Annotated in this window: 20 protein-coding genes; 16 read left to right on the top strand and 4 right to left on the bottom strand. The window is 61.7% G+C overall.

Annotated features, from left to right (window positions below):
- Positions 1-187: 187 nt before the first annotated feature.
- From AC1DU9_RS16785 to AC1DU9_RS16735, 11 genes are all read left to right on the top strand, one after another.
- Positions 188-1084: a VOC family protein gene (locus AC1DU9_RS16785; protein ID WP_223462345.1), complete on the top strand. Its 897-nt coding sequence runs from the start codon at positions 188-190 to the stop codon at positions 1082-1084.
- A gap of 11 nt (positions 1085-1095) precedes the next feature.
- Positions 1096-1977, top strand: coding sequence for a CoA transferase subunit A (locus AC1DU9_RS16780; protein WP_477810497.1), 882 nt, complete (start codon positions 1096-1098; stop codon positions 1975-1977).
- Between the two features lie 11 nt (positions 1978-1988).
- Positions 1989-2777, top strand: coding sequence for a CoA-transferase subunit beta (locus AC1DU9_RS16775; RefSeq protein WP_477810496.1), 789 nt, complete (start codon positions 1989-1991; stop codon positions 2775-2777).
- 23 nt (positions 2778-2800) lie between these two features.
- Positions 2801-3673: an enoyl-CoA hydratase gene (locus tag AC1DU9_RS16770; protein ID WP_477810495.1), complete on the top strand. Its 873-nt coding sequence runs from the start codon at positions 2801-2803 to the stop codon at positions 3671-3673.
- 2 nt (positions 3674-3675) lie between these two features.
- Positions 3676-4743, top strand: coding sequence for an NAD(P)H-dependent flavin oxidoreductase (locus AC1DU9_RS16765; RefSeq protein ID WP_223462341.1), 1068 nt, complete (start codon positions 3676-3678; stop codon positions 4741-4743).
- Between the two features lie 29 nt (positions 4744-4772).
- Complete coding sequence (locus AC1DU9_RS16760) at positions 4773-5528, top strand: enoyl-CoA hydratase family protein (RefSeq protein WP_223458443.1); 756 nt, start codon at positions 4773-4775, stop codon at positions 5526-5528.
- A 10-nt stretch (positions 5529-5538) separates the two neighbouring features.
- Positions 5539-6705: an acyl-CoA dehydrogenase family protein gene (locus AC1DU9_RS16755; RefSeq protein ID WP_223462365.1), complete on the top strand. Its 1167-nt coding sequence runs from the start codon at positions 5539-5541 to the stop codon at positions 6703-6705.
- 10 nt (positions 6706-6715) lie between these two features.
- Complete coding sequence (locus AC1DU9_RS16750; RefSeq protein WP_223462339.1) at positions 6716-7771, top strand: acyl-CoA dehydrogenase family protein; 1056 nt, start codon at positions 6716-6718, stop codon at positions 7769-7771.
- 158 nt (positions 7772-7929) lie between these two features.
- Complete coding sequence (locus AC1DU9_RS16745) at positions 7930-9078, top strand: acetyl-CoA C-acetyltransferase (protein WP_223462338.1); 1149 nt, start codon at positions 7930-7932, stop codon at positions 9076-9078.
- Positions 9079-9228: 150 nt separating this feature from the next.
- Complete coding sequence (locus AC1DU9_RS16740; protein ID WP_223462337.1) at positions 9229-10104, top strand: SDR family oxidoreductase; 876 nt, start codon at positions 9229-9231, stop codon at positions 10102-10104.
- A 198-nt stretch (positions 10105-10302) separates the two neighbouring features.
- Entirely contained in the window at positions 10303-10812 is a 510-nt protein-coding gene (locus AC1DU9_RS16735) for a DUF1993 domain-containing protein (RefSeq protein ID WP_223462336.1), read from the top strand.
- A gap of 189 nt (positions 10813-11001) precedes the next feature.
- Here the strand turns inward: AC1DU9_RS16735 and sstT are convergent, their stop codons facing one another.
- Positions 11002-12234: a serine/threonine transporter SstT gene (sstT, locus tag AC1DU9_RS16730; RefSeq protein ID WP_223462335.1), complete on the bottom strand. Its 1233-nt coding sequence runs from the start codon at positions 12232-12234 to the stop codon at positions 11002-11004.
- Positions 12235-12621: 387 nt separating this feature from the next.
- Here sstT and AC1DU9_RS16725 point away from each other — a divergent pair, with 387 nt between their 5' ends.
- The gene (locus AC1DU9_RS16725; protein ID WP_223462334.1) at positions 12622-13782 is read left to right on the top strand and encodes an MFS transporter; all 1161 of its coding nucleotides are present in this window, start codon (positions 12622-12624) and stop codon (positions 13780-13782) included.
- Here AC1DU9_RS16725 and nhaR read toward each other — a convergent pair.
- Positions 13769-14668, bottom strand: a complete 900-nt coding sequence (nhaR, locus tag AC1DU9_RS16720) for a transcriptional activator NhaR (protein WP_477810494.1) — start codon at positions 14666-14668, stop codon at positions 13769-13771. The genes AC1DU9_RS16725 and nhaR overlap by 14 nt on opposite strands.
- A 135-nt stretch (positions 14669-14803) precedes the next feature.
- On the opposite strand from nhaR, the gene AC1DU9_RS16715 reads away from it, so the two are divergent.
- Together AC1DU9_RS16715 and AC1DU9_RS16710 are read left to right on the top strand one after the other, a co-directional pair.
- Positions 14804-15046 (top strand): hypothetical protein, encoded by a 243-nt coding sequence (locus AC1DU9_RS16715; protein WP_477810493.1) that lies wholly within the window; start codon positions 14804-14806, stop codon positions 15044-15046.
- 29 nt (positions 15047-15075) lie between these two features.
- A complete protein-coding gene (locus AC1DU9_RS16710) occupies positions 15076-15825 on the top strand; it encodes a TerC family protein (protein ID WP_223462331.1) in 750 nt (249 codons plus the stop codon).
- Positions 15826-15890: 65 nt separating this feature from the next.
- Here AC1DU9_RS16710 and AC1DU9_RS16705 read toward each other — a convergent pair whose 3' ends face one another.
- Positions 15891-16058 (bottom strand): hypothetical protein, encoded by a 168-nt coding sequence (locus AC1DU9_RS16705; protein ID WP_223462330.1) that lies wholly within the window; start codon positions 16056-16058, stop codon positions 15891-15893.
- Positions 16059-16237: 179 nt separating this feature from the next.
- Here AC1DU9_RS16705 and AC1DU9_RS16700 point away from each other — a divergent pair, with 179 nt between their 5' ends.
- Positions 16238-16969 (top strand): peptidase C39 family protein, encoded by a 732-nt coding sequence (locus tag AC1DU9_RS16700; protein ID WP_477810492.1) that lies wholly within the window; start codon positions 16238-16240, stop codon positions 16967-16969.
- A gap of 95 nt (positions 16970-17064) precedes the next feature.
- Positions 17065-17271, top strand: coding sequence for a DUF6021 family protein (locus AC1DU9_RS16695; RefSeq protein WP_218430404.1), 207 nt, complete (start codon positions 17065-17067; stop codon positions 17269-17271).
- Between the two features lie 238 nt (positions 17272-17509).
- Here the strand turns inward: AC1DU9_RS16695 and pbpG are convergent, their stop codons facing one another.
- The gene (pbpG, locus tag AC1DU9_RS16690) at positions 17510-18448 is read right to left on the bottom strand and encodes a D-alanyl-D-alanine endopeptidase (protein ID WP_218430405.1); all 939 of its coding nucleotides are present in this window, start codon (positions 18446-18448) and stop codon (positions 17510-17512) included.
- Between the last annotated feature and the right edge of the window lie 224 nt (positions 18449-18672).

Here is an 18672-nt window from a genome sequence, read left to right as displayed (position 1 = left end):
TGACTGTAAGGCCCTCATCGCGAGCAGGCTCACTCCTACAGTTTTTAATGCGTGTACCCCGTCATTTTCGCTAGTCCCATTGGACGATGTTGCCCCTCCCCGAACCCGTTTGAATAGGCCCTACATAAAGTCTCCCCCGGCAATCGCCGAAGGGTGGCACCGCCTGAGAAAAACGAGGAGTGCATCCATGGATATCCGCGGTCTGGGTTACGTCACCCTGTTGTCCAGCGACCTGGCGCAATGGCGCCATTACGCAAGCCAGGTGCTGGGCATGATGGTCATCGGCAACGTTGACGACGGCCACCTGTACCTGAAGATGGACGAGCGCCACCACCGCATCCTGGTGCAGAAGAACGCCGAGAACGGCTTCGGTGCCTGTGGCTGGGAGGTGGCCGGCAAGGCGGCGCTGGAACAGGCGGTCAGCGAGCTGCAGCAAGCCGACGTGCAAGTGACCCGTGGCACCGCGGCCGAAGCGGAGCTGCGCAAGGTCCAGGAGCTGGTGCACTTCAGCGACCCGGATGGCAATCGCCACGAACTGTTCTGGGGGCCGTTGCAGGACTTCGCCCGTTTTGTCTCGCCGGTGGGCGTCAAAGGTTTCGTTACCAATGACCTCGGCATGGGCCACGTCGTCCTGCCAGCACCCGCCTTCGAACGCTGCCGCGACTTCTACGAAGAGGTGATGGGTTTTGGCCTGTCGGACCTGATGAAAGTCCGCTTCACCCCGGACCCGGCCGAGCCGCAGAAGCGCATCCACTTCCTGCACTGCAACAACGGCCGCCACCACTCGTTGGCGATTTTCGAGTGCCCGATGCCCCACGGTTGCGTGCACATGATGGTCGAGGTCAACGCGCTGGACGAAGTCGGTCGCGCCCTGGACCGCGTGCACGCCAACGGCGTGAAGCTGTCAGCCACCCTCGGCCAGCACACCAACGACCAGATGATTTCTTTCTATATCAAGACCCCGTCCGGGTTTGACCTGGAGTACGGCTGTGATGGCCTGGTGGTCGACTGGGACCGCCACACGCCGTTCGAAAGCACCGTGGTCAGCCACTGGGGCCACGACTTCAGTGTCGGTCGCCAATGAGGAACAAGACGATGGACAAGCAAATGACCACCGCCGAGATCGTCGGCCAACTGCGTGACGGCATGACCATCGGTATCGGTGGCTGGGGGCCGAGGCGCAAGCCGATGGCGCTGGTGCGCGAGATTCTGCGCTCGGACCTCAAGGAGCTGACTGTAGTTGCATACGGGGGGGCGGACGTCGGCATGCTCTGCGCGGCCGGCAAGATCAAGAAGCTGGTGTTCGCCTTCGTGTCCCTGGATTTCATTCCGCTGGAACCGTACTTCCGCAAGGCGCGCCAGGAAGCGGCGCTGGAAGTGATGGAGATCGACGAAGGCATGCTGCTGCTCGGCCTGCGCGCCGCAGCGATGAACGTGCCATTCATTCCAACCGCCGTGGGCCTGGGCACTGACGTGCTGCGCCATAACCGCCAGATCAAGTTGATTGCCTCGCCCTATGCCGATGGCAAGGACTGGGTCGCCATGCCGGCGCTCAAGCTCGACGCGGCGCTGGTCCACGTTGACCGCGCCGACAAACGCGGCGTGTGCCAGATCAGCGGTCCGGATCACTACATGGACGACCTGTTCGTGCGCGCTGCGACCCACAGCTACGTGACCTGCGATGAACTGGTCGACAGCGAGTATTTCCATCAGGACAGCGCCCACGCCCATCAAGTGTTCTGGGAACGCAACCTGACCACCGCCGTGGCCCACGTGCCGGGCGGGGCGCATCCGTCTTCCTGCGCGCCGCTGTACGGTTTCGACGTCGCGCATTTCAAGGCCTACAACGCCACGGTCCAGGCGGTCGATGGCTGGCAGGGCTACTTGCGCGACTACGTCGACTGCACCCACGAACAGTATCTGGAAAAGGTCGGCGGCCTGGCTGCGATCCGTGAACTGCCGTTGCCGATTTTCTAAGGAGCCTTTCGATGAGCACTACTGATTACAGCCTCGCCGAGTTGATGATCTGCGCGGCCTCCGAAGCCTGGCGCGAAGACGGCGAAGTATTGGCCTCCGGCATCGGCGTGATCCCGCGTCTGGCCGCTTCGCTGGCCATGTTGACCAGCAACCCGAACCTGCTGATGACCGACTCCGAAGCCTACATGGTCGCCGAGCCGGTGCCTTTGGGCGCACGCAAAGGCTATGAACCCAAGCGTGACAGCTGGATGGGGTTCTCGCGGATTTTCGACAACGTATGGGGCGGCAAGCGCCATGCGCTGGTCGGCCCGACCCAGATCGACCGTTACGGTCAGGCCAACATTTCCTGCATCGGCGACTACGCCAAACCCAAGGCGCAGATGCTCGGCGTGCGTGGTTTCCCCGGCAACTCGATCAGCCACGCCAACTCGTTCTGCGTGCCGAGCCATAACCGCCGGGTGTTCGTCGAAGGCGAGGTCGATATGGTCGCCTCGGTCGGCTACAACCCGGCCCGCTTGGCGCGCGGATGGTCGCTGGACGACATCGACATCCGCCTGATCATCACTGACCTCTGCGTGCTGGATTTCCAGGGCCCGCAGCGGCAGATGCGCATCCGTTCGCTGCACCCCGGCGTGACGGCGGCGCAAGTTCAGGACAACACCGGCTTCGAGCTGCACGTGCCGGACGATTGCCCGACCACCGCCGCCCCGACGGTCGAGCAATTGCAACTGATCCAGCGCCTGGACCCGCACAACCTGCGCGCCCTGCAACTCAAAGACAACCCGCCAGGCCAACGCTGAGCAACGCGTTGCGGAGACAAGTGATGGCTGAAGATAACGATAACAATCAGGCCGAGGTGGTGCTCTACGAAGTGCGCGGCGCGGTGGCCCTGGTCACCATGAACCGCCCCGAGTTCCACAACGCGCAGAACTCGCAGATGACCTATGCGCTGGACGCGGCGTTTCGCCGGGCCTGCGATGACGATGAAGTGAAGGTCATTGTGCTGCGTGGCGCCGGCAAGCATTTCTCCGCCGGGCATGACATCGGCACCCCGGGCCGCGACGTCGACAAGACCTTCGACCGCGCCAGCCTGTGGTACGACCATGTGAACAAACCGGGCGGCGAGTTTCTCTATGCCCGGGAGCAGGAAGTCTATCTGGGCATGTGCCGTCGCTGGCGCGAGATGCCCAAGCCGACCATCGCCATGGTCCAGGGCGCGTGCATTGCCGGTGGGCTGATGCTGGCCTGGATCTGCGACCTGATCGTCGCCAGCGAGGATGCCTACTTCGCCGATCCGGTGGTGCGCATGGGCATTCCCGGTGTGGAGTATTTCGCCCACGTGCATGAACTCAATCCGCGCATCGCCAAGGAGTTCCTGTTCCTCGGCGAGCGCATGCCGGCGCCACGGGCCTATCAGATGGGCATGCTCAATCGGGTGGTGGCTCGCGACGAGCTGGAGCAGCGGACCCTCGACATCGCCGGGCGCATCGCGCAGATGCCGCGCCTGGGCCTGCAACTGAGCAAGCAAGCGGTGAACAATGCCGAAGACCTGATGGGCAAGCGCGCAACCATGGACATGGTGTTCGGTCTGCATCACTTCGCCCATGCCCACAATGAACTGGTGTCCGGCGACCGCCTCGGCGGCTACGACGCCAAGGCCATGGCCAGTTCCCAGCGCAAAACGGGCGAGGCGTGAACATGGCGATCTCGTTGAATACCCGTTTAACGCAACTGCTCGGTTGCCGTTACCCGATCATCCAGACCGCCATGGGCTGGGTCGCCGACCCGAAACTGGTGGCGGCCACGGGCAATGCCGGTGGTTTCGGTTTTCTCGCCGGGGCGACCATCGAACCGCAGCAAATGGAAGCGGCGATTATCGAAACCCGGCGCCTGACCGATCAGCCGTTCGGGGTGAATTTCCATATGTACCAGGCCAATGCCGGCGAGATCGTCGAGCTGGTGTTGCGCCACAAAGTCCGGGCGGTCAGCTACAGCCGTTCGCCGGGCAAGCAAATGATCAGCCGTCTGAAAGATGCCGGCGTGGTGTGCATTCCCACGGTGGGCGCGCTCAAGCATGCGCAGAAAGCCGTGGAAATGGGCGCCGATGCGGTGACCGTGCAGGGCGGCGAGGGCGGGGGACACACCGGTTCCGTACCGACCTCGATGCTGCTGGATCAGGTGGTCAATGCCGTGTCGGTGCCCGTGGTGGCGGCCGGCGGTTTCAAGGACGGCAAGGGTCTGGTGTCGGCTTTGGCCTACGGCGCCGAAGGCATCGCCATGGGCACGCGTTTCCTGATGTGTGCCGACAGCCCGGTGCCCCAGGCGACCCTGGCCCGTTACCTGGCGGTCAAGGACCCGGCGGCGATCATCATCAGCCGCGCCATCGACGGCATGCCGCAACGGATGATCCGCAACGAATTGCTCAACCAGCTGGAAAGCAGCGGCGGTCTCAAGCGCCTGTTGCTGGCGTTGCAGAGTGGTCTGGCGTACCGCCGCCACACCGGCATGAGCCTGACGCAACTGCTGACCAGCGCGCTGAAGATGCGCGGCAGCGGTGAGCTGACCGCCGCGCAAAGCATCATGGCCGCCAACGCGCCGATGGTGATCCAGAAAGCCATGGTCGACGGGCAACCGGCCGCGGGCGTGTTGCCCGCCGGACAGATCGCCGCATCCATCGACAGCTTGCCCAGCTGCGCCCAATTGATTGAACAGATCGTCCGCGACGCCGAAGCGCGCCTGGGCGAACTGTGCCGCCGTGTGTCGTAAGGGGCCATGCATTGTGAAGGAAGGAAACCATGAAACCATTTAGCGTCAGCATCGAACACGGCATTGCCGAACTGGTCTTCAACCGACCACCGGTCAACGCCTTCAATTGCCAGGGCTGGGCCGATATCGCCAGCGAGATCGAGGGCCTGGGCCGCAACAGCGATGTGCGGGTGATCGTGATCCGTGCCGAAGGGCGCGGCTTCTGCGCCGGAGTCGATATCAAGGAACTGGCCGCCGACGGCAACCTGATCGTCGCGGTGAACAAGGGCAACTACGACAGCTTCAAGGCGATCCACCGTAACCCGAAACCGGTAATCGTGGCCGTGCACGGCTTCGTGCTGGGCGGCGGCATCGGCATCTGCGGCGCCGCCGACATCATCGTCGCGTCCGAGTGCGCCACCTTCGGCGTGCCGGAAGTGGATCGCGGCGCCATGGGCGGCGGTGCGCATTTGCAGCGCCTGTTCCCGGTGCAGAAAGTCCGCCACATGTACTTTACCGGCGAAGCCATCGACGCCGCCGAAGCGTACCGCCTGGGCGCGGTGGAGCGGGTGGTCAAGCGCGAAGACTTGCGCGAAGCCGCGTTGCAGATCGCCCGCACCATCGCCGCCAAGAGCCCGGGCATGATCAGCCTCGCCAAGGAAGCGCTGAGCGGCATCGAAGACGGCAATCTGGAAGACAAATACCGCTGGGAGCAGGGCTTCACCCTCGAAGCCTACCGCTCACTGGACTCTCAGGAAGCACGCGACTCGTTCGTCGAGAAACGCGATGCCCGATTCAACGGCTGAAGGCATATCCATGGACCTGACCTATACCCCGGCCCAGCAGGCCTTTCGTGCCGAGGCACGGACCTGGCTGGCGGCCAATGTACCGAGTGAACCGCTGCAATCGTTCGACACAGAACTTGGCTTTGCCCAGCACCGTGCCTGGGAAGCCAAACTCAATGAAGGCCGTTGGGGCATGGTCACCTGGCCGACCGAACTCGGCGGCCGTGGCTGCGACCTGATCGAGTGGCTGATTTTCGAAGAGGAATACTACCGTTCCGGGGCGCCGGCACGGGTCAACCAGAACGGCATCTTTCTGCTCGGCCCGACCCTGATGGAGTACGGCAGCGCAGAGCAGAAGGCGCGATTCCTGCCGCGCATGGCCACCGGTGAAGACATCTGGGCCCAGGCCTGGTCCGAGCCGGGCGCCGGTTCCGACATGGCGGCGATTCGCTCCAAGGCTGAACGGGTTGGCGACCATTACGTGATCAACGGCCAGAAAACCTGGTCGACCCGCGCGGTGTGGGCTGATTGGGCGTTCGGTATTTTCCGTACCGACGCGCAGTCCCAGCGTCATCACGGCCTGACCTTCATCCTGCTGCCGCTGGACACGCCGGGTATCACCGTACGGCCGATCCCGCAGCTCAACGGTTTGCCAGGTTTTGCCGAGATCTTCTTCGACGACGTCAAGGTGCCGGTGGAAAACGCCCTCGGTGGCGAAGGCATGGGCTGGCACGTGGCGATGTCCACCGCCGGTTTCGAGCGCGGCTTGTTGCTGCGTTCACCGGCGCGCTTCCAGGAAACCGCCAAGCGTCTGGTGCAGCTGTATCTGGCCAATCGTGAACACGCCGACCGCGACCCGGCCATCGGCGAAGCGGTGATGCGCGCCTGGCTCGATGCCGAGGCCTACACCCTGAGCACCTACATGACCGCCTCGCAACTGGTACAGGGCGGCAAGATCGGGCCGGAATCGTCGACCAACAAGATCTTCTGGTCGGAACTCGACCAGCGCATGCACGACACCGCCATGAGCATTCTCGGAATGCGTGGTGAGCTGCTGCCCGATGCCCCGGCCGCCGGTGACGTCGGCCATTGGCTGGAAGGCTTCCTGTTTGCCCAGGCCGGGCCGATCTACGCCGGCACCAACGAGATCCAGCGCAACATCATTGCCGAACGCATGCTCGGCATGCCGCGTGCCTGAGGAATAGACCATGGACTTTAGTTTCAGCCGCGACCAACTGCTGTTTCAGGACAACGTCCGCAGCTTCCTGATCAACGAAGTCACCCCGGAACGCATTCGCGAACTGTGGCAGAGCGACAGCGGGCGCAGTGAGCGACTCTGGGCGCAGCTGGTGGAACTGGGCCTGACCGCCTTGACCGTGCCCGAGGCGCAGGACGGCATGGGCATGAATGAGCTGGATTTCGTGCTGATTGCCCAGGAGTGCGGTTATGCCGGGCTGCCAGAACCGCTGGTGGACACCATGCTGGTCGGCGTGCCGCTGCTCGCCACCCTGGATGAGCAACACGCGCCACTCAAACAAAAATGGTTGTCGCGGGTTGCCGAGGGCCGAGCGCGTCTCGCGGTTTCCGAGCCGGGTAATCCGCTGGTCAGCGATGCCCATGTCGCCGATCTGCTGTTGCTGGCCCATGGCGACGAAGTGCATGCAGTGGAGCGTGATGCCGTGCGCCTGACCCGCAACGAGTCGGTCGATCCGAGCCGTCAGCTGTTCCAGGTCGAGTGGACGCCAACTCCCGCCACCTGCGTCGCCAGCGGTGAGCAGGGCCGACGCCTGTGGGCGGCCGCCTTCAATCGTGGCGCCCTCGCCAGTGCCGCGCAATTGCTTGGGCTGGCCAAACGCATGGTCGACCTGGCGGTGGACTACACCTTCGAGCGCAAGCAGTTCGGCAAGCCGGTGGGTTCGTTCCAGGCGGTCAAGCATTTGATGGCCAACGTCGCGGTACAGATCGAGTTCGCCAAAGGCCCGCTGTACCGCGCCGCTTACGCGCTGGCCGAGCAGCAACCGGGGCAAGACGTGCTGGTATCCCACGCCAAACTGGCAACGGCGGAAGCGGCCATGCTCGCCGCGAAGAACACCATCCAGGCCCACGGCGCCATGGGTTACACCTGGGAAGTCGACTTGCATCTGTTCATGAAGCGCGCCTGGGCTCTGGACAAGGTCTGGGGCGATCGCGGCCATCACAAAGGACGGATTCGCGCTGCGCTGTTCGGCGGCAACCCCGCGCTGGGTGCGGGCAGTACGTTCTAACTCATCAGTAAGGGTGACTACATCCCTGTGGGAGCGAGCTTGCTCGCGATGAGGCCGGCACATCCAACATTGATGTCAGCTGACGCACCGCCATCGCGAGCAAGCTCGCTCCCACAGGTTATCGGCGCCTGATTTTAATATTTTCACCGAGGTACACCATGCCGGAAGCCTACATTGTCGACGCCCTGCGTACGCCCACCGGGCGGCGCAAGGGTGGTCTGAGCCAGATCCACGCCGCCGACCTGGGCGCCCACGTATTGCGCGCACTGGTCGAGCGCAATGCCATTCCCGACGAGGATTACGACGACGTGATCTTCGGCTGTGTCGACACCATCGGACCGCTGGCCGGGGACATTGCCCGCACCAGTTGGCTGGCGGCCGGTCTGTCGCAAGCGGTGCCGGGCACCACCATCGATCGCCAGTGCGGTTCGTCCCAGCAAGCGGTGCACTTCGCCGCCCAGGCGGTGATGAGCGGCACTCAGGACGTGGTCGTCGCCGGTGGCGTGCAGACCATGACCCAGATCCCGATTTCCTCGGCGATGATCGCCGCCGAACCCTTGGGCTTCACCGATCCGTTCAGCGGTTCCGAAGGCTGGGTGCGGCGCTATGGCGCGCAACCACCGACGCAGTTCCGTTCGGCGCAGATGATCGCGGAAAAATGGGACCTGTCCCGGGCGCAGCTTGAAGCCTATTCGCTTGAGTCCCATCGACGTGCCTTGCAGGCCATCGAGCAAGGCCGCTTCAACCGCGAGATCGTGCCACTGGCCGGCGTGATGCATGACGAAACGCCGCGCCAGACCAGCCTGGAAAAAATGGCCGAGCTGGAATTCCTGTTCGGCTGTGACCGGGTGACCGCTGCGGTGTCGAGCCAGACCTGTGACGCGGCCAGCGCGATGCTGATCGTCTCGGAAGCGGCGCTAAAGCGTTACGGCCTGACACCCCGTGCGCGTATCCATCACCTGAGCGTGCGCGCCGAAGACCCGATCTGGATGCTCACCGCGCCGATCCCGGCCACGGCCTACGCGCTCAAACGCGCGGGCATGAAGCTCGAAGACATCGACCGCGTGGAGATCAACGAAGCCTTCGCGTCGGTGGCCATGGCCTGGTTGAAAGAGACGGGCTACCCCCATGAACAGACCAACGTCAACGGCGGCGCGATTGCCCTCGGCCATCCGCTGGGCGCCACCGGCACCCGCTTGATGTGCACCTTGCTGCATGAACTGGAGCGCAGCGGCGGACGCTTCGGCATGCAGACGATGTGCGAAGGCGGTGGTCAGGCCAACGTGACCATCATCGAACGTTTGTAAACCAGGATGCACACCGATCCTGTAGGAGCGAGCCTGCTCGCGAAGACGTAGTGTCAGCTACATCAATGTTGGCTGACCCACCGCTATCGCGAGCAGGCTCGCTCCTACAGGGATTGTGTCGACCAGTGATGAATTTGGAGGATGTAGAACATGAAAATCTGTGAAAACCGTGTGGTGATCATCACCGGTGCCGGCGGTGGCCTGGGCCGCGCCTACGCGCTGGCCTTCGCCGCTGAAGGCGCGAAAGTGCTGGTCAACGACATCAACCGCGAAGCGGCGCTGGCCGTGGTCGGCGAAATCCTCGGCCAGGGCGGCAGCGCCGTGGCCAATAGCGACGACATCACCCGCTATGACTCGGCGGGGCTGATCGTGCGTCAGGCCATCGAAACCTTCGGCGACCTGAACGTGGTGGTCAACAACGCCGGCATCTGCCGCGACCGCATGTTCGCCAGCCTCAGCGAAGCCGATTGGGACGCCGTGGTAGCCGTGCACCTGAAGGGCCACTTCTGCATTTCCAGCCACGCCGTGAAGTATTGGCGTGAGCAGGTCAAGGGCGGCGCCAGGGTCGATGCGCGGATCATCAACACCAGTTCCGGCGCCGGTTTGCAGGGCTCCATTGGCCAGTCCAACTACGCGGCGGCCAAGGGCGGTATTGCCTCGCTGACGCTGGTGCAGGCGGCGGAACTGGGCCGCTACGGGATCACCGCCAACGCCCTGGCGCCGGCCGCGCGCACCGGTATGACCGAGCAAGTGTTCGCCGACACCATGAAAAAGCCTGAAGAAGGCTTCGATTATTTTGCCCCGGAAAACGTCGCGCCGCTGGTGGTGTGGCTCGGTTCCGAGGCTTCCGCCGAGGTGACCGGGCAGATGTTCGAAGTCGAGGGCGGCAAATTGTCGATCGCCGACGGCTGGCGCCGTGGTCCGCAACTGGATCGCCAGGGCCGCTGGGCAGTCGGCGAAATGGGCGATGCCGTCGCGCAGCTGGTGGTTCAGGCCGTTCCGGCGGCCAAAGTGTACGGCAGCTGAAAAAGACCGGTCTCGGGAGGGCTGTGCATGGCTATAATCGGCCCCTGATGCCGATCACCTGTAGGAGCGAGCCTGCTCGCGAAGAACTCAAGCGCAACGCGTTCATCCAGACAGGGCGCGTTTTCGTTAACGTCCATCGCGAGCAGGCTCGCTCCTACAGATGCAAATGACCCACGTTCCCTCCAGACGAGACCTGCCATGACCATTTCCCTGTACGACGCTTCCGTGCCTGTTTTCCAGCAAATGCTCAACGCCCTGAGTGATGTACTGAAAAAGGCCGAGGCTCACGCCACCGAGAAAAACATCGACCCTAACGCCTTCCTGCAAGCGCGCCTGTTCCCGGACATGTTCCCGCTGGTGCGTCAGGTGCAGATCGCCGTTGATTTCAGCAAGGGCGTTACCGGTCGCCTGGCCGAAGTTGAATTGCCGAAGTACGACGACACTGAAACCACCTTCGCCGAACTGCAAGCGTTGATCGCCAAGGCTCTGGCCTTCATCGGCAGCATTACGCCTGCGCAGATCAACGGCAAGGAAGGCATCGAGATCGTGACCCGTCCGGGCACGCCTAAAGAGAAGCGCTTCAGCGGCCAGTCCTATCTGCTGACCTACGGCCTGCCGCAGTTCTTCTTCCACGTCACCACCACTTACGCACTGCTGCGCCACAACGGCGTGGAAGTGGGCAAGCGTGACTACATGGGCGCGTTCTAAACAGTTCAGGTACAAAAAAGCCCGCCAAGGTTTGCGCCTTGGCGGGCTTTTTCGTTGTTGAGCATTCTTCATCTACACCGCTTGACCTGTGGGAGCGAGCTTGCTCGCGATGGCGGTATAACTTTCAACATTTATGTTGACTGACCCACCGCTATCGCGAGCAAGCTCGCTCCCACAGGGTCCGCAGTGTTATGCCAATCGCTGTACTTTTTCTTCTTCACCCAGGCAAGCCGCCGCGGTGAACAGCACATCGGTGGACGAGTTCAGCGCGGTTTCCGCCGAGTCCTGCAATACGCCGATGATGAAACCGACCGCTACCACCTGCATGGCGATTTCGCTCGGGATGCCGAACAGGCTGCACGCCAGCGGAATCAGCAACAGCGAACCACCCGCCACGCCCGAAGCACCGCAGGCGCAGATCGCTGCGACGACGCTCAGCAGGATCGCGGTGGGAATGTCCACGGCGATGCCGAGGGTGTGCACGGCCGCCAGGGTCAGTACGGTGATGGTGATCGCAGCACCCGCCATGTTGATGGTCGCGCCCAGCGGGATCGATACCGAGTAGGTGTCTTCGTGCAGGCCCAGACGCTTGCTCAACTCCAGGTTGACCGGAATGTTCGCCGCCGAGCTACGGGTGAAGAACGCCGTGATGCCGCTCTCACGCAGGCAGGTCAGGACCAGCGGGTACGGGTTGCGCCGCAGTTTCCAGAACACGATGAGCGGGTTCATCACCAGTGCCACGAACAGCATGCAGCCCAGCAGCACGGCCAGCAGGTGCGCGTAGCCGATCAAGGCGCCGAAGCCGGAGGTGGCCAGGGTCGATGCCACCAGACCGAAGATGCCCAGCGGGGCGAAGCTGATCACCAGGCGCACGATCACCGTCACGCCGTTGGACAGGTCGCCCAGCACTTCACGAGTGGTATCGCCGGCATGACGAATGGCAATGCCCATGCCGATGGCCCACGCCAGAATGCCGATGAAATTGGCGTTCATCAGCGCGCTGACCGGATTATCGACCACGCTCAGCAACAGGCTTTGCAACACTTCGCCAATCCCGCCTGGCGCTGTGACCGCGACGTCCTGGGTCGACAGCACCAGGCTCGACGGGAACGTTATGCTGGCAACCACCGCGACCACGGCCGCAGCGAAAGTGCCCAGCAGATACAGGAACAGAATCGGCCGGATGTGGGTTTCCTGGCCGTGCTTGTGGTTGGCAATCGATGCCATGACCAGCACGAACACCAGAATCGGCGCGACGGCTTTGAGCGCCGAGACAAACACTTTGCCGATGAACGCCGTGGACTTCGCCAGGTCGGGGGCAACCAGCGCCAGGGCAATACCGGCGATCAGGCCGATCACGATCTGTGTGACCAGGCTCAGGCGTTTAAGGCGTTGCAATAGAGAAGGGGATGAAGCAGTCATAAAACGGCATCTCTGATTTTTTATAAGTGCGAGGTTTCGCCGCGCTTGCAGCAACGAACAGGGCAGGCCGCAGGCAGGAAACCGAGAAGGAAACACAGGGTGTAGAACGCCGCAATCCTTGTGGGAGCGAGCTCGCTCCCACAGGTTTGCCCCTTAAATGATCGGCTTTGATCACAGGGTGTACATTTTTCAGGGCGCGGACTTTATCACAGCGCAGGCACGATCTTTCAGACCTGTGACGAACTGCCACCCTGGCATTCAACGAGATAGGCAGGTTCGTGCAACCGGGTTCGGAAACACTCTGTTAAGATTCGCCATCCTCATTTTCATGTCTGCCAGTGGGCCTCCGGGCTATCGCTGGTGTCGTCGTTTTTTCTGGAGTTCTGCATGCTGTTGCCCATTCTTCTGTTGTCTGCAGCCGGTTTTACGGTGCTGACCACGGAGTTCATCATCGTCGGCCTGTTGCCGGCCATCGCCCGGGATCTGGACGTCAGCATCCCGCAAGCGGGTTTGCTGGTGACGTTGTTCGCCTTCACCGTGGCCGTGTTCGGGCCGTTCTTGACGGCGTACTTCGCCCGTTTCGAACGGCGTAAGCTGTTTATCTCGGTGCTGATCATGTTCGGTCTGGCCAACACGCTGGCGGCGCTGGCGCCGAACATCTGGGTGATGGCGTTCGCCCGTTTGATCCCGGCGCTGGGGCTGCCGGTGTTCTGGGCCTTGGCCAGCGAGACGGCGGTGGACATCGTCGGGCCGGATTACGCCGGTCGCGCCATCGCCAAGATCGGCTTCGGCATTGTTTGCGCCACGGTGTTCGGCATTCCGGTGGGCACGCTGATTTCCGATGCGTTCGGCTGGCGCAGTGCCTTCGCGATTCTGGCGGTCATCGCCTTTGCCAAGGCGTTGCTGCTGTTTATCTATCTGCCGAAGACCAACTTGCACCAGCATCAGGTGAGCTTCCGCTCGCAGTTCAAGATCCTGCGCAGCCCGCTGATGCTCGGTCACGTGCTGCTGTCGGTGATTGTGTTCAGCGGTATGTTCACCGCCTACACCTATCTGGCGGACATTCTTGAACGTCTGGCCGGCTTCAACGGCACGGTGGTCGGCTGGTGCCTGATGGGCTTCGGCGCGGTCGGGCTGATCGGCAACTCCCTGGGCGGCCGGGCGGTGGACCGCCATCCGCTGATGGCGTCGATGATGTTCTGCGCGTTCATGATTGCCGGCCTGGTGGCGCTGGTGCCGAACATTCACTCGCCGCTCGGTCTGGCGGCGGCGATGGGCATCTGGGGCGTGACCCAGGCGGCGTTGTTCCTGGTCAGCCATGTGCGTCTGATGAAGGCCGCGCCCGAAGCGCCGGCGTTTGCCGCGTCGCTGAACATCGCCGGGGCCAACCTCGGTATCGGTCTGGGCGCGATGATCGGTGGTCGGGTGATCGACAGCGTTGGCCTGCAAGGCCTTGGCTTTGCCGCCGCTGCTTTCATTCTGGCGTCGATCCTGCTGGCCATCGCCCTGATGACCTTCAAGCCGCGCGAAGAGGTCACAGCGCTGTAAACAGCTCGCGTCGGGCACCTTCGGTAATGGCGACAATGCCGGGGTGCTTGACCTTGCGTTCCACTGAGATGGCATAGAACGACTCGCTCACCGCGTCGGTCTGGCCGATCACTTCCACGCCATATTGGCGTTGCACTTCATCGGCAATCACGCTCGGACCGATGAAGATCCCGCTGCCGGATTGGCCGAAGGCCTGCATCAGGGCGCTATCGTCGAACTCACCGACAATTTTTGGCTGGATCTGCTGCTCGGCGAACCAGCGTTGCAAACGGCTGCGCACCACGGTTTCCGGGCCGGGAATCAGCAGCGGCGCACCGTGCAGATTGCGCGGGAAGTCCCGGCCGTATCGTGCCGCCAGCTCAGGGGTGGCGAAAAAGCTGATCCCGCACTCACCGAGTTTCTGGCTGTAGCCCTTGATGTCCAGGTGCGACGGCATAGGGCTGTCGGAGATCACCAGGTCCAGACGCTGGATCGCCAGGTCGGCCAACAAACGTTCAAGCTTGTCTTCGCGACAAGTGATGCGCAGCGGTTCGCTCAGCTCCATGGTCGGTGCGATCAGGCGATAGACGATGGACTTGGGCACCACGTCGGCCACACCGACGCGAAACAGGATCTGCTGTTCATTGGGTTGTGCCCGCAGCATCAGTTCCAGTTCACCACCCAGCTGAAACATGTGTTCGGCGTAGGGCAGGGCCTGGCGGCCGGCCTCGGTCAGTTCGAGTTGCCGTCCAACGCGCCGAAACAACTCGATACCAAAGGTCTGTTCCAGTAACGAAATCTGCCCGCTGATGGTTTGTGGCGTGAGATTGAGCTGCTCGCAGGCGCGCACGATGCTGCCGGTCTTGGCCACCACCCAGAAGTAATGCAATTGCCGATAGTTGAGCATGGCGATCTACAGTTCGTAAAAATCGAATTATAACCGCTGAAAATACGAATTTTCCTGAAGTATTCACTTCCCTAGAATGCATCGCTATCAACGGGCCATCGTTTAGGTCCCGTTCGTTCTATCGAGGAAGGCATCATGAAGCTGAAAACCACGGCACTGTTGATTACGTCTTTACTGGTACTGGCCGGTTGCGACCAGGCCGAGAAAAGCGCGCAACAGTTGATGGGCAAGGCCGCCGAAAGCGCCAAACAGSCAATTGACGATACCCACAAGGCCGCCGAGCAAGCACTCAGTGACGCCACCAGCGGGTTGATCAGCAAAAAAGAATCATCGGAAAAAGAATCGGAAAAAACCGAATCTTCCTCCCAGGAAATCTAAACCGTATTACAACGAGTCAGGACTGACCCATGGACTACCTTTTACAACTTGCCGCCAGCCCCACCGCCTGGGTTGCCCTGGCCACCCTGGTGGTGATGGAAATCGTGCTCGGCATCGATAACCTGATCTTCATTTCGATCCTGACCAACAAACTGCCTGAGCAGCACCGGCAGAAGGCTCGGCGCATCGGTATCGGCATGGCGCTGATCCTGAGACTGGGTCTGTTGAGCACCATCGCGTTCATCGTCCAGTTGACCGCTCCGGTGATCGAGGTGCTCGGCCATGCGCTCTCCTGGAAGGACATGATCCTGATCGCCGGTGGCCTGTTTCTGTTGTGGAAGGCAACCACGGAGATCCATCACAGCATGGACCCGGCACCGGAAGATCCGAAGTCGGCAACCTCGACCGTGACCCTGGGCTTTGCGGCGGCGATCGGTCAGATTCTGATGCTGGACATGGTTTTTTCCATCGACAGCATCATCACCGCTGTCGGCATGACCGAGCACTTGCCGATCATGATCATTGCGGTGGTGGTGTCGGTACTGGTGATGTTGCTGGCGGCTGATCCGCTGGCCAGGTTCATCAACGACAACCCGACGGTGGTGATGCTGGCCCTGGGCTTCCTGATCATGATCGGCATGACGCTGATCGCCGAAGGCTTCGGCGCCCACGTACCGAAAGGCTACGTCTATGCGGCCATGGCATTCTCGGCTTCGATCGAGGCGTTGAACATGATGTCCCGCCGGGCCAGGCAGAAGCGGGTAGTCACTGAGGCTTGACCCACGCTAAAAGAAACGGCCGCCTGAACTCCATGGAGTGCAGGCGGCCGTTTTTGTTTGGCTTGTCAGTGAGCGTTGGCGTGTTGGCTCGGTGTCTTGTCCGTTTCCGGCGCAGGAACTCGCTGAACAGGGTGATGGTGGCGGCGAGTAATGCGCAGCACGCCCCACAGCATGGCGGCGGCTACCGCCAGCCAACCGCCAATCAACATCACAATGATCATGGTCAGGCTCATCTGTGCCTCCTCTTTGCCCTTCTGTGGGCACACGCGCTTCGCTGTCGTCCCTTCAGGGAACAGTCTAGCCGTTGCTGTATTTCAGACTATTGAGCGAAAGTTGGCAGTCACCAACCAGTTCGCTCTATCGAATGCACGCGACTACCGTTTAAAGCTATACCGTAGCGGCGCGGCGACCTATGATCGACGACCCAGCCGGGAATGGGATTGCCTGGCGTCTGAACCTGAACAAGAGAGGGATGATGGTGCGGGTATTTTCTCGAATTTTGTCGGCCATGCTCATAGCCGGTTGCGTGGCAAGCCTGGCGGGCTGTGCCGGGAGTGTTGCACCCGAGATCAAGCGTTTGCCGGAGCGTGTCGAGCTCAGCGGCCGATTCTACCGGGGCGATGCGTATCAAAGCGGACCGCAGGTGCTGGCCAGCATGCTGTCCCAACAGGGCATCGTGATTACCCCGGGGTTACTCGACAAACCCTTGCATCTGCCGGGGGGCGAAGTCCAGTTGCAACAGAACATGCAGAACCTTGCCCGCGAGTACGGGATGGTGGTTTATCCCCTCGACAGCAACCTGCCGGCCTTGTTGACGCAAGTCGCCGCCGGTTATCCGGTGATGGTGCGCTTCACGGAAGGTTCGGCCATGTGGGCCGAACCGCGCTACGCCATTCTTGCCGGTTACAACCGCCAGAAGCAGACGGTCCTGCTGCGCGCCGGGATGAATCGCAGCGAACTGATGAGCTTCAGCTCCTTCGAGTCGGCGTTCAAGGACGCCGGCGGTTGGGCCGTGCTGATCCAGAAACCGACGCAGATCCCGGCCCAGGTCGATCAACAGCGTTGGCTCAAGGCCGCCAACGATCTGGCTCAGGCCGGTCAGGAGCAGGCCGCCACCAAGGCGAAAAAAGCCCTGGCCCCCTAAGTCCGTTTGTCATCCGGCGGGCACCTTCGCCCATCGTCAGGTTCTGATTCTTGAGGGCCCGGAACATTATTCCGGGCCGAGATCAGGAGGTGCCCATGGTTCAATCCACAACGCCCGTCGGTCCGCACTCATCTGAACATTCGTCTGGTAATGAGCTGGGTTTCGATCCCGACTCCCCGGACCTTGCCGATCCACAGGTCGACCCGATCGGGCCTGCCAAGGCACCGAGGGACGTGAAACCGGGCGACAACCCCAAGGCTCCGGCCAAACCCTATGATCCGCTGGGTAATCTGAAGCCCTAGGAGTGACTGGCGAAAAAAAGCCCCGATCGATCGTAATACTGTTCATTTAAGGATTCTGTAGGAGCGAGCTTGCTCCGGGCGGCGATCCGACGATGGACTCAAGAGCGCCGCGTTTAGCCAGAAAGCACGCGTCATCATTGGCGACCATCGTGAGCGAGCTCGCTCCTACAGAGGATCAATTTTGCTTAACTGAACAGCGTTGCCGATCGATCGGGGCTTTCTGTGCGTTGCCATTACGTTACTTCGACGCTTCAACCACGCCGCTCTGCCGCTGCTTGAGGTTCTTGTCTGCCTTGTACTGCAAGGCTACGGAAGGCACGTCCGCGCTCCTTCCGCTCTCTACCCAATTACGCATGCGCGTGGCATCGGCAAAATGGGTGTACTTGCCATAGGCGTCAAGGATCACCAAGGCCACCGGGCGGTTACTCATTCGGGTCACCAGCACCAGGCAGTGACCTGCTTCGTTGGTGAAACCGGTTTTTGTCAGCTGGATGTCCCAGTCCGGCTTGCGGACCAAATGATCGGTGTTGCGGAAACCCAGGCTGTAGTTGGGTTTACGGAACGAGACGGTTTTTTCCTTGGTCGTGCTCAGCTCGGTCAGAAGCGGGTACTTGTGCGCGGCGATCAACAGCTTGCTCAGGTCGCGAGCGGTCGACACATTGCGCGGGGAGAGACCGGTCGGCTCGACGAAGTGTGTGTTGGTCATGCCCAGTGCCCGGGCCTTAGCGTTCATTGCAGCAATGAACGCGGCATAGCCGCCCGGATAGTGGTGCGCCAGAGTCGCGGCGGCACGGTTTTCCGAGGACATCAGGGCAATCAGCAGCATTTCCCGGCGCGGCAGTTCGCTCCGGAGCTTGACCCGGGAGAACACGCCTTTCATTTCCGGTGTGTCGCTGATGTTGACGTCGATGTATTCGTCCATGTTCTGCCGAGATTCAACCACGACCAGACCAGTCATCAACTTGCTGACGGAAGCGATCGGTACCACCACGTCAGGATTGCTGGCATAGATGACTTTGTTGGTCTGCATGTCCAGCAGCAGGGAGCTGCCGGAAGCGAGCTTGAGTGTCTTCGTCTCCCGCGGCGCTGCGGTGGTCTCGTCAGCGCTGGCGATTGGCGTGAGGAAAGTCCCTGTAACTGCAAAAAATAGGCTCAGGATGGAAAGACGGATTTTCACGCTGGCAGACTCATAAAGGATGTTGATAAGCCGTTTTGTAACGGGCTGTTTCCTGAAAAGCGCGACATTCTGGAGTATGGCTGAATAACTGTCGATGGTTGTTCAAGTAACAGGTGAAAGTCCTGAGAACATGAAAAAAAAATCATTTTCCGGCGGATGGTCGGTGTATTTCGCGGGCAAAAAAAAACCCCGCCAGGGCGGGGTTCCTTGTCACGCTGTCAGCG

It is taken from the genome of Pseudomonas sp. P4_C1, assembly GCF_056402155.1.
Note: the sequence above shows the minus strand (reverse complement) of the source record. Positions and strands in the feature narration are given on the sequence as shown.

Excerpts from the sequence above, each read along its gene's own strand:
- AC1DU9_RS16740 (WP_223462337.1), top strand. The coding sequence starts at position 9,229 with ATGAAAATCTGTGAAAACCGTGTGGTGATCATCACCGGTGCCGGCGGT.
- sstT (WP_223462335.1), bottom strand. The coding sequence starts at position 12,234 with ATGACTGCTTCATCCCCTTCTCTATTGCAACGCCTTAAACGCCTGAGC.
- AC1DU9_RS16700 (WP_477810492.1), top strand. The coding sequence starts at position 16,238 with ATGATCGACGACCCAGCCGGGAATGGGATTGCCTGGCGTCTGAACCTG.
- AC1DU9_RS16760 (WP_223458443.1), top strand. The coding sequence starts at position 4,773 with ATGAAACCATTTAGCGTCAGCATCGAACACGGCATTGCCGAACTGGTC.
- AC1DU9_RS16705 (WP_223462330.1), bottom strand. The coding sequence starts at position 16,058 with ATGAGCCTGACCATGATCATTGTGATGTTGATTGGCGGTTGGCTGGCG.
- AC1DU9_RS16710 (WP_223462331.1), top strand. The coding sequence starts at position 15,076 with ATGGACTACCTTTTACAACTTGCCGCCAGCCCCACCGCCTGGGTTGCC.
- AC1DU9_RS16785 (WP_223462345.1), top strand. The coding sequence starts at position 188 with ATGGATATCCGCGGTCTGGGTTACGTCACCCTGTTGTCCAGCGACCTG.
- AC1DU9_RS16735 (WP_223462336.1), top strand. The coding sequence starts at position 10,303 with ATGACCATTTCCCTGTACGACGCTTCCGTGCCTGTTTTCCAGCAAATG.
- AC1DU9_RS16775 (WP_477810496.1), top strand. The coding sequence starts at position 1,989 with ATGAGCACTACTGATTACAGCCTCGCCGAGTTGATGATCTGCGCGGCC.
- AC1DU9_RS16780 (WP_477810497.1), top strand. The coding sequence starts at position 1,096 with ATGGACAAGCAAATGACCACCGCCGAGATCGTCGGCCAACTGCGTGAC.
- AC1DU9_RS16695 (WP_218430404.1), top strand. The coding sequence starts at position 17,065 with ATGGTTCAATCCACAACGCCCGTCGGTCCGCACTCATCTGAACATTCG.
- AC1DU9_RS16750 (WP_223462339.1), top strand. The coding sequence starts at position 6,716 with ATGGACTTTAGTTTCAGCCGCGACCAACTGCTGTTTCAGGACAACGTC.
- AC1DU9_RS16725 (WP_223462334.1), top strand. The coding sequence starts at position 12,622 with ATGCTGTTGCCCATTCTTCTGTTGTCTGCAGCCGGTTTTACGGTGCTG.
- AC1DU9_RS16765 (WP_223462341.1), top strand. The coding sequence starts at position 3,676 with ATGGCGATCTCGTTGAATACCCGTTTAACGCAACTGCTCGGTTGCCGT.
- AC1DU9_RS16755 (WP_223462365.1), top strand. The coding sequence starts at position 5,539 with ATGGACCTGACCTATACCCCGGCCCAGCAGGCCTTTCGTGCCGAGGCA.
- AC1DU9_RS16745 (WP_223462338.1), top strand. The coding sequence starts at position 7,930 with ATGCCGGAAGCCTACATTGTCGACGCCCTGCGTACGCCCACCGGGCGG.
- AC1DU9_RS16770 (WP_477810495.1), top strand. The coding sequence starts at position 2,801 with ATGGCTGAAGATAACGATAACAATCAGGCCGAGGTGGTGCTCTACGAA.
- nhaR (WP_477810494.1), bottom strand. The coding sequence starts at position 14,668 with ATGCTCAACTATCGGCAATTGCATTACTTCTGGGTGGTGGCCAAGACC.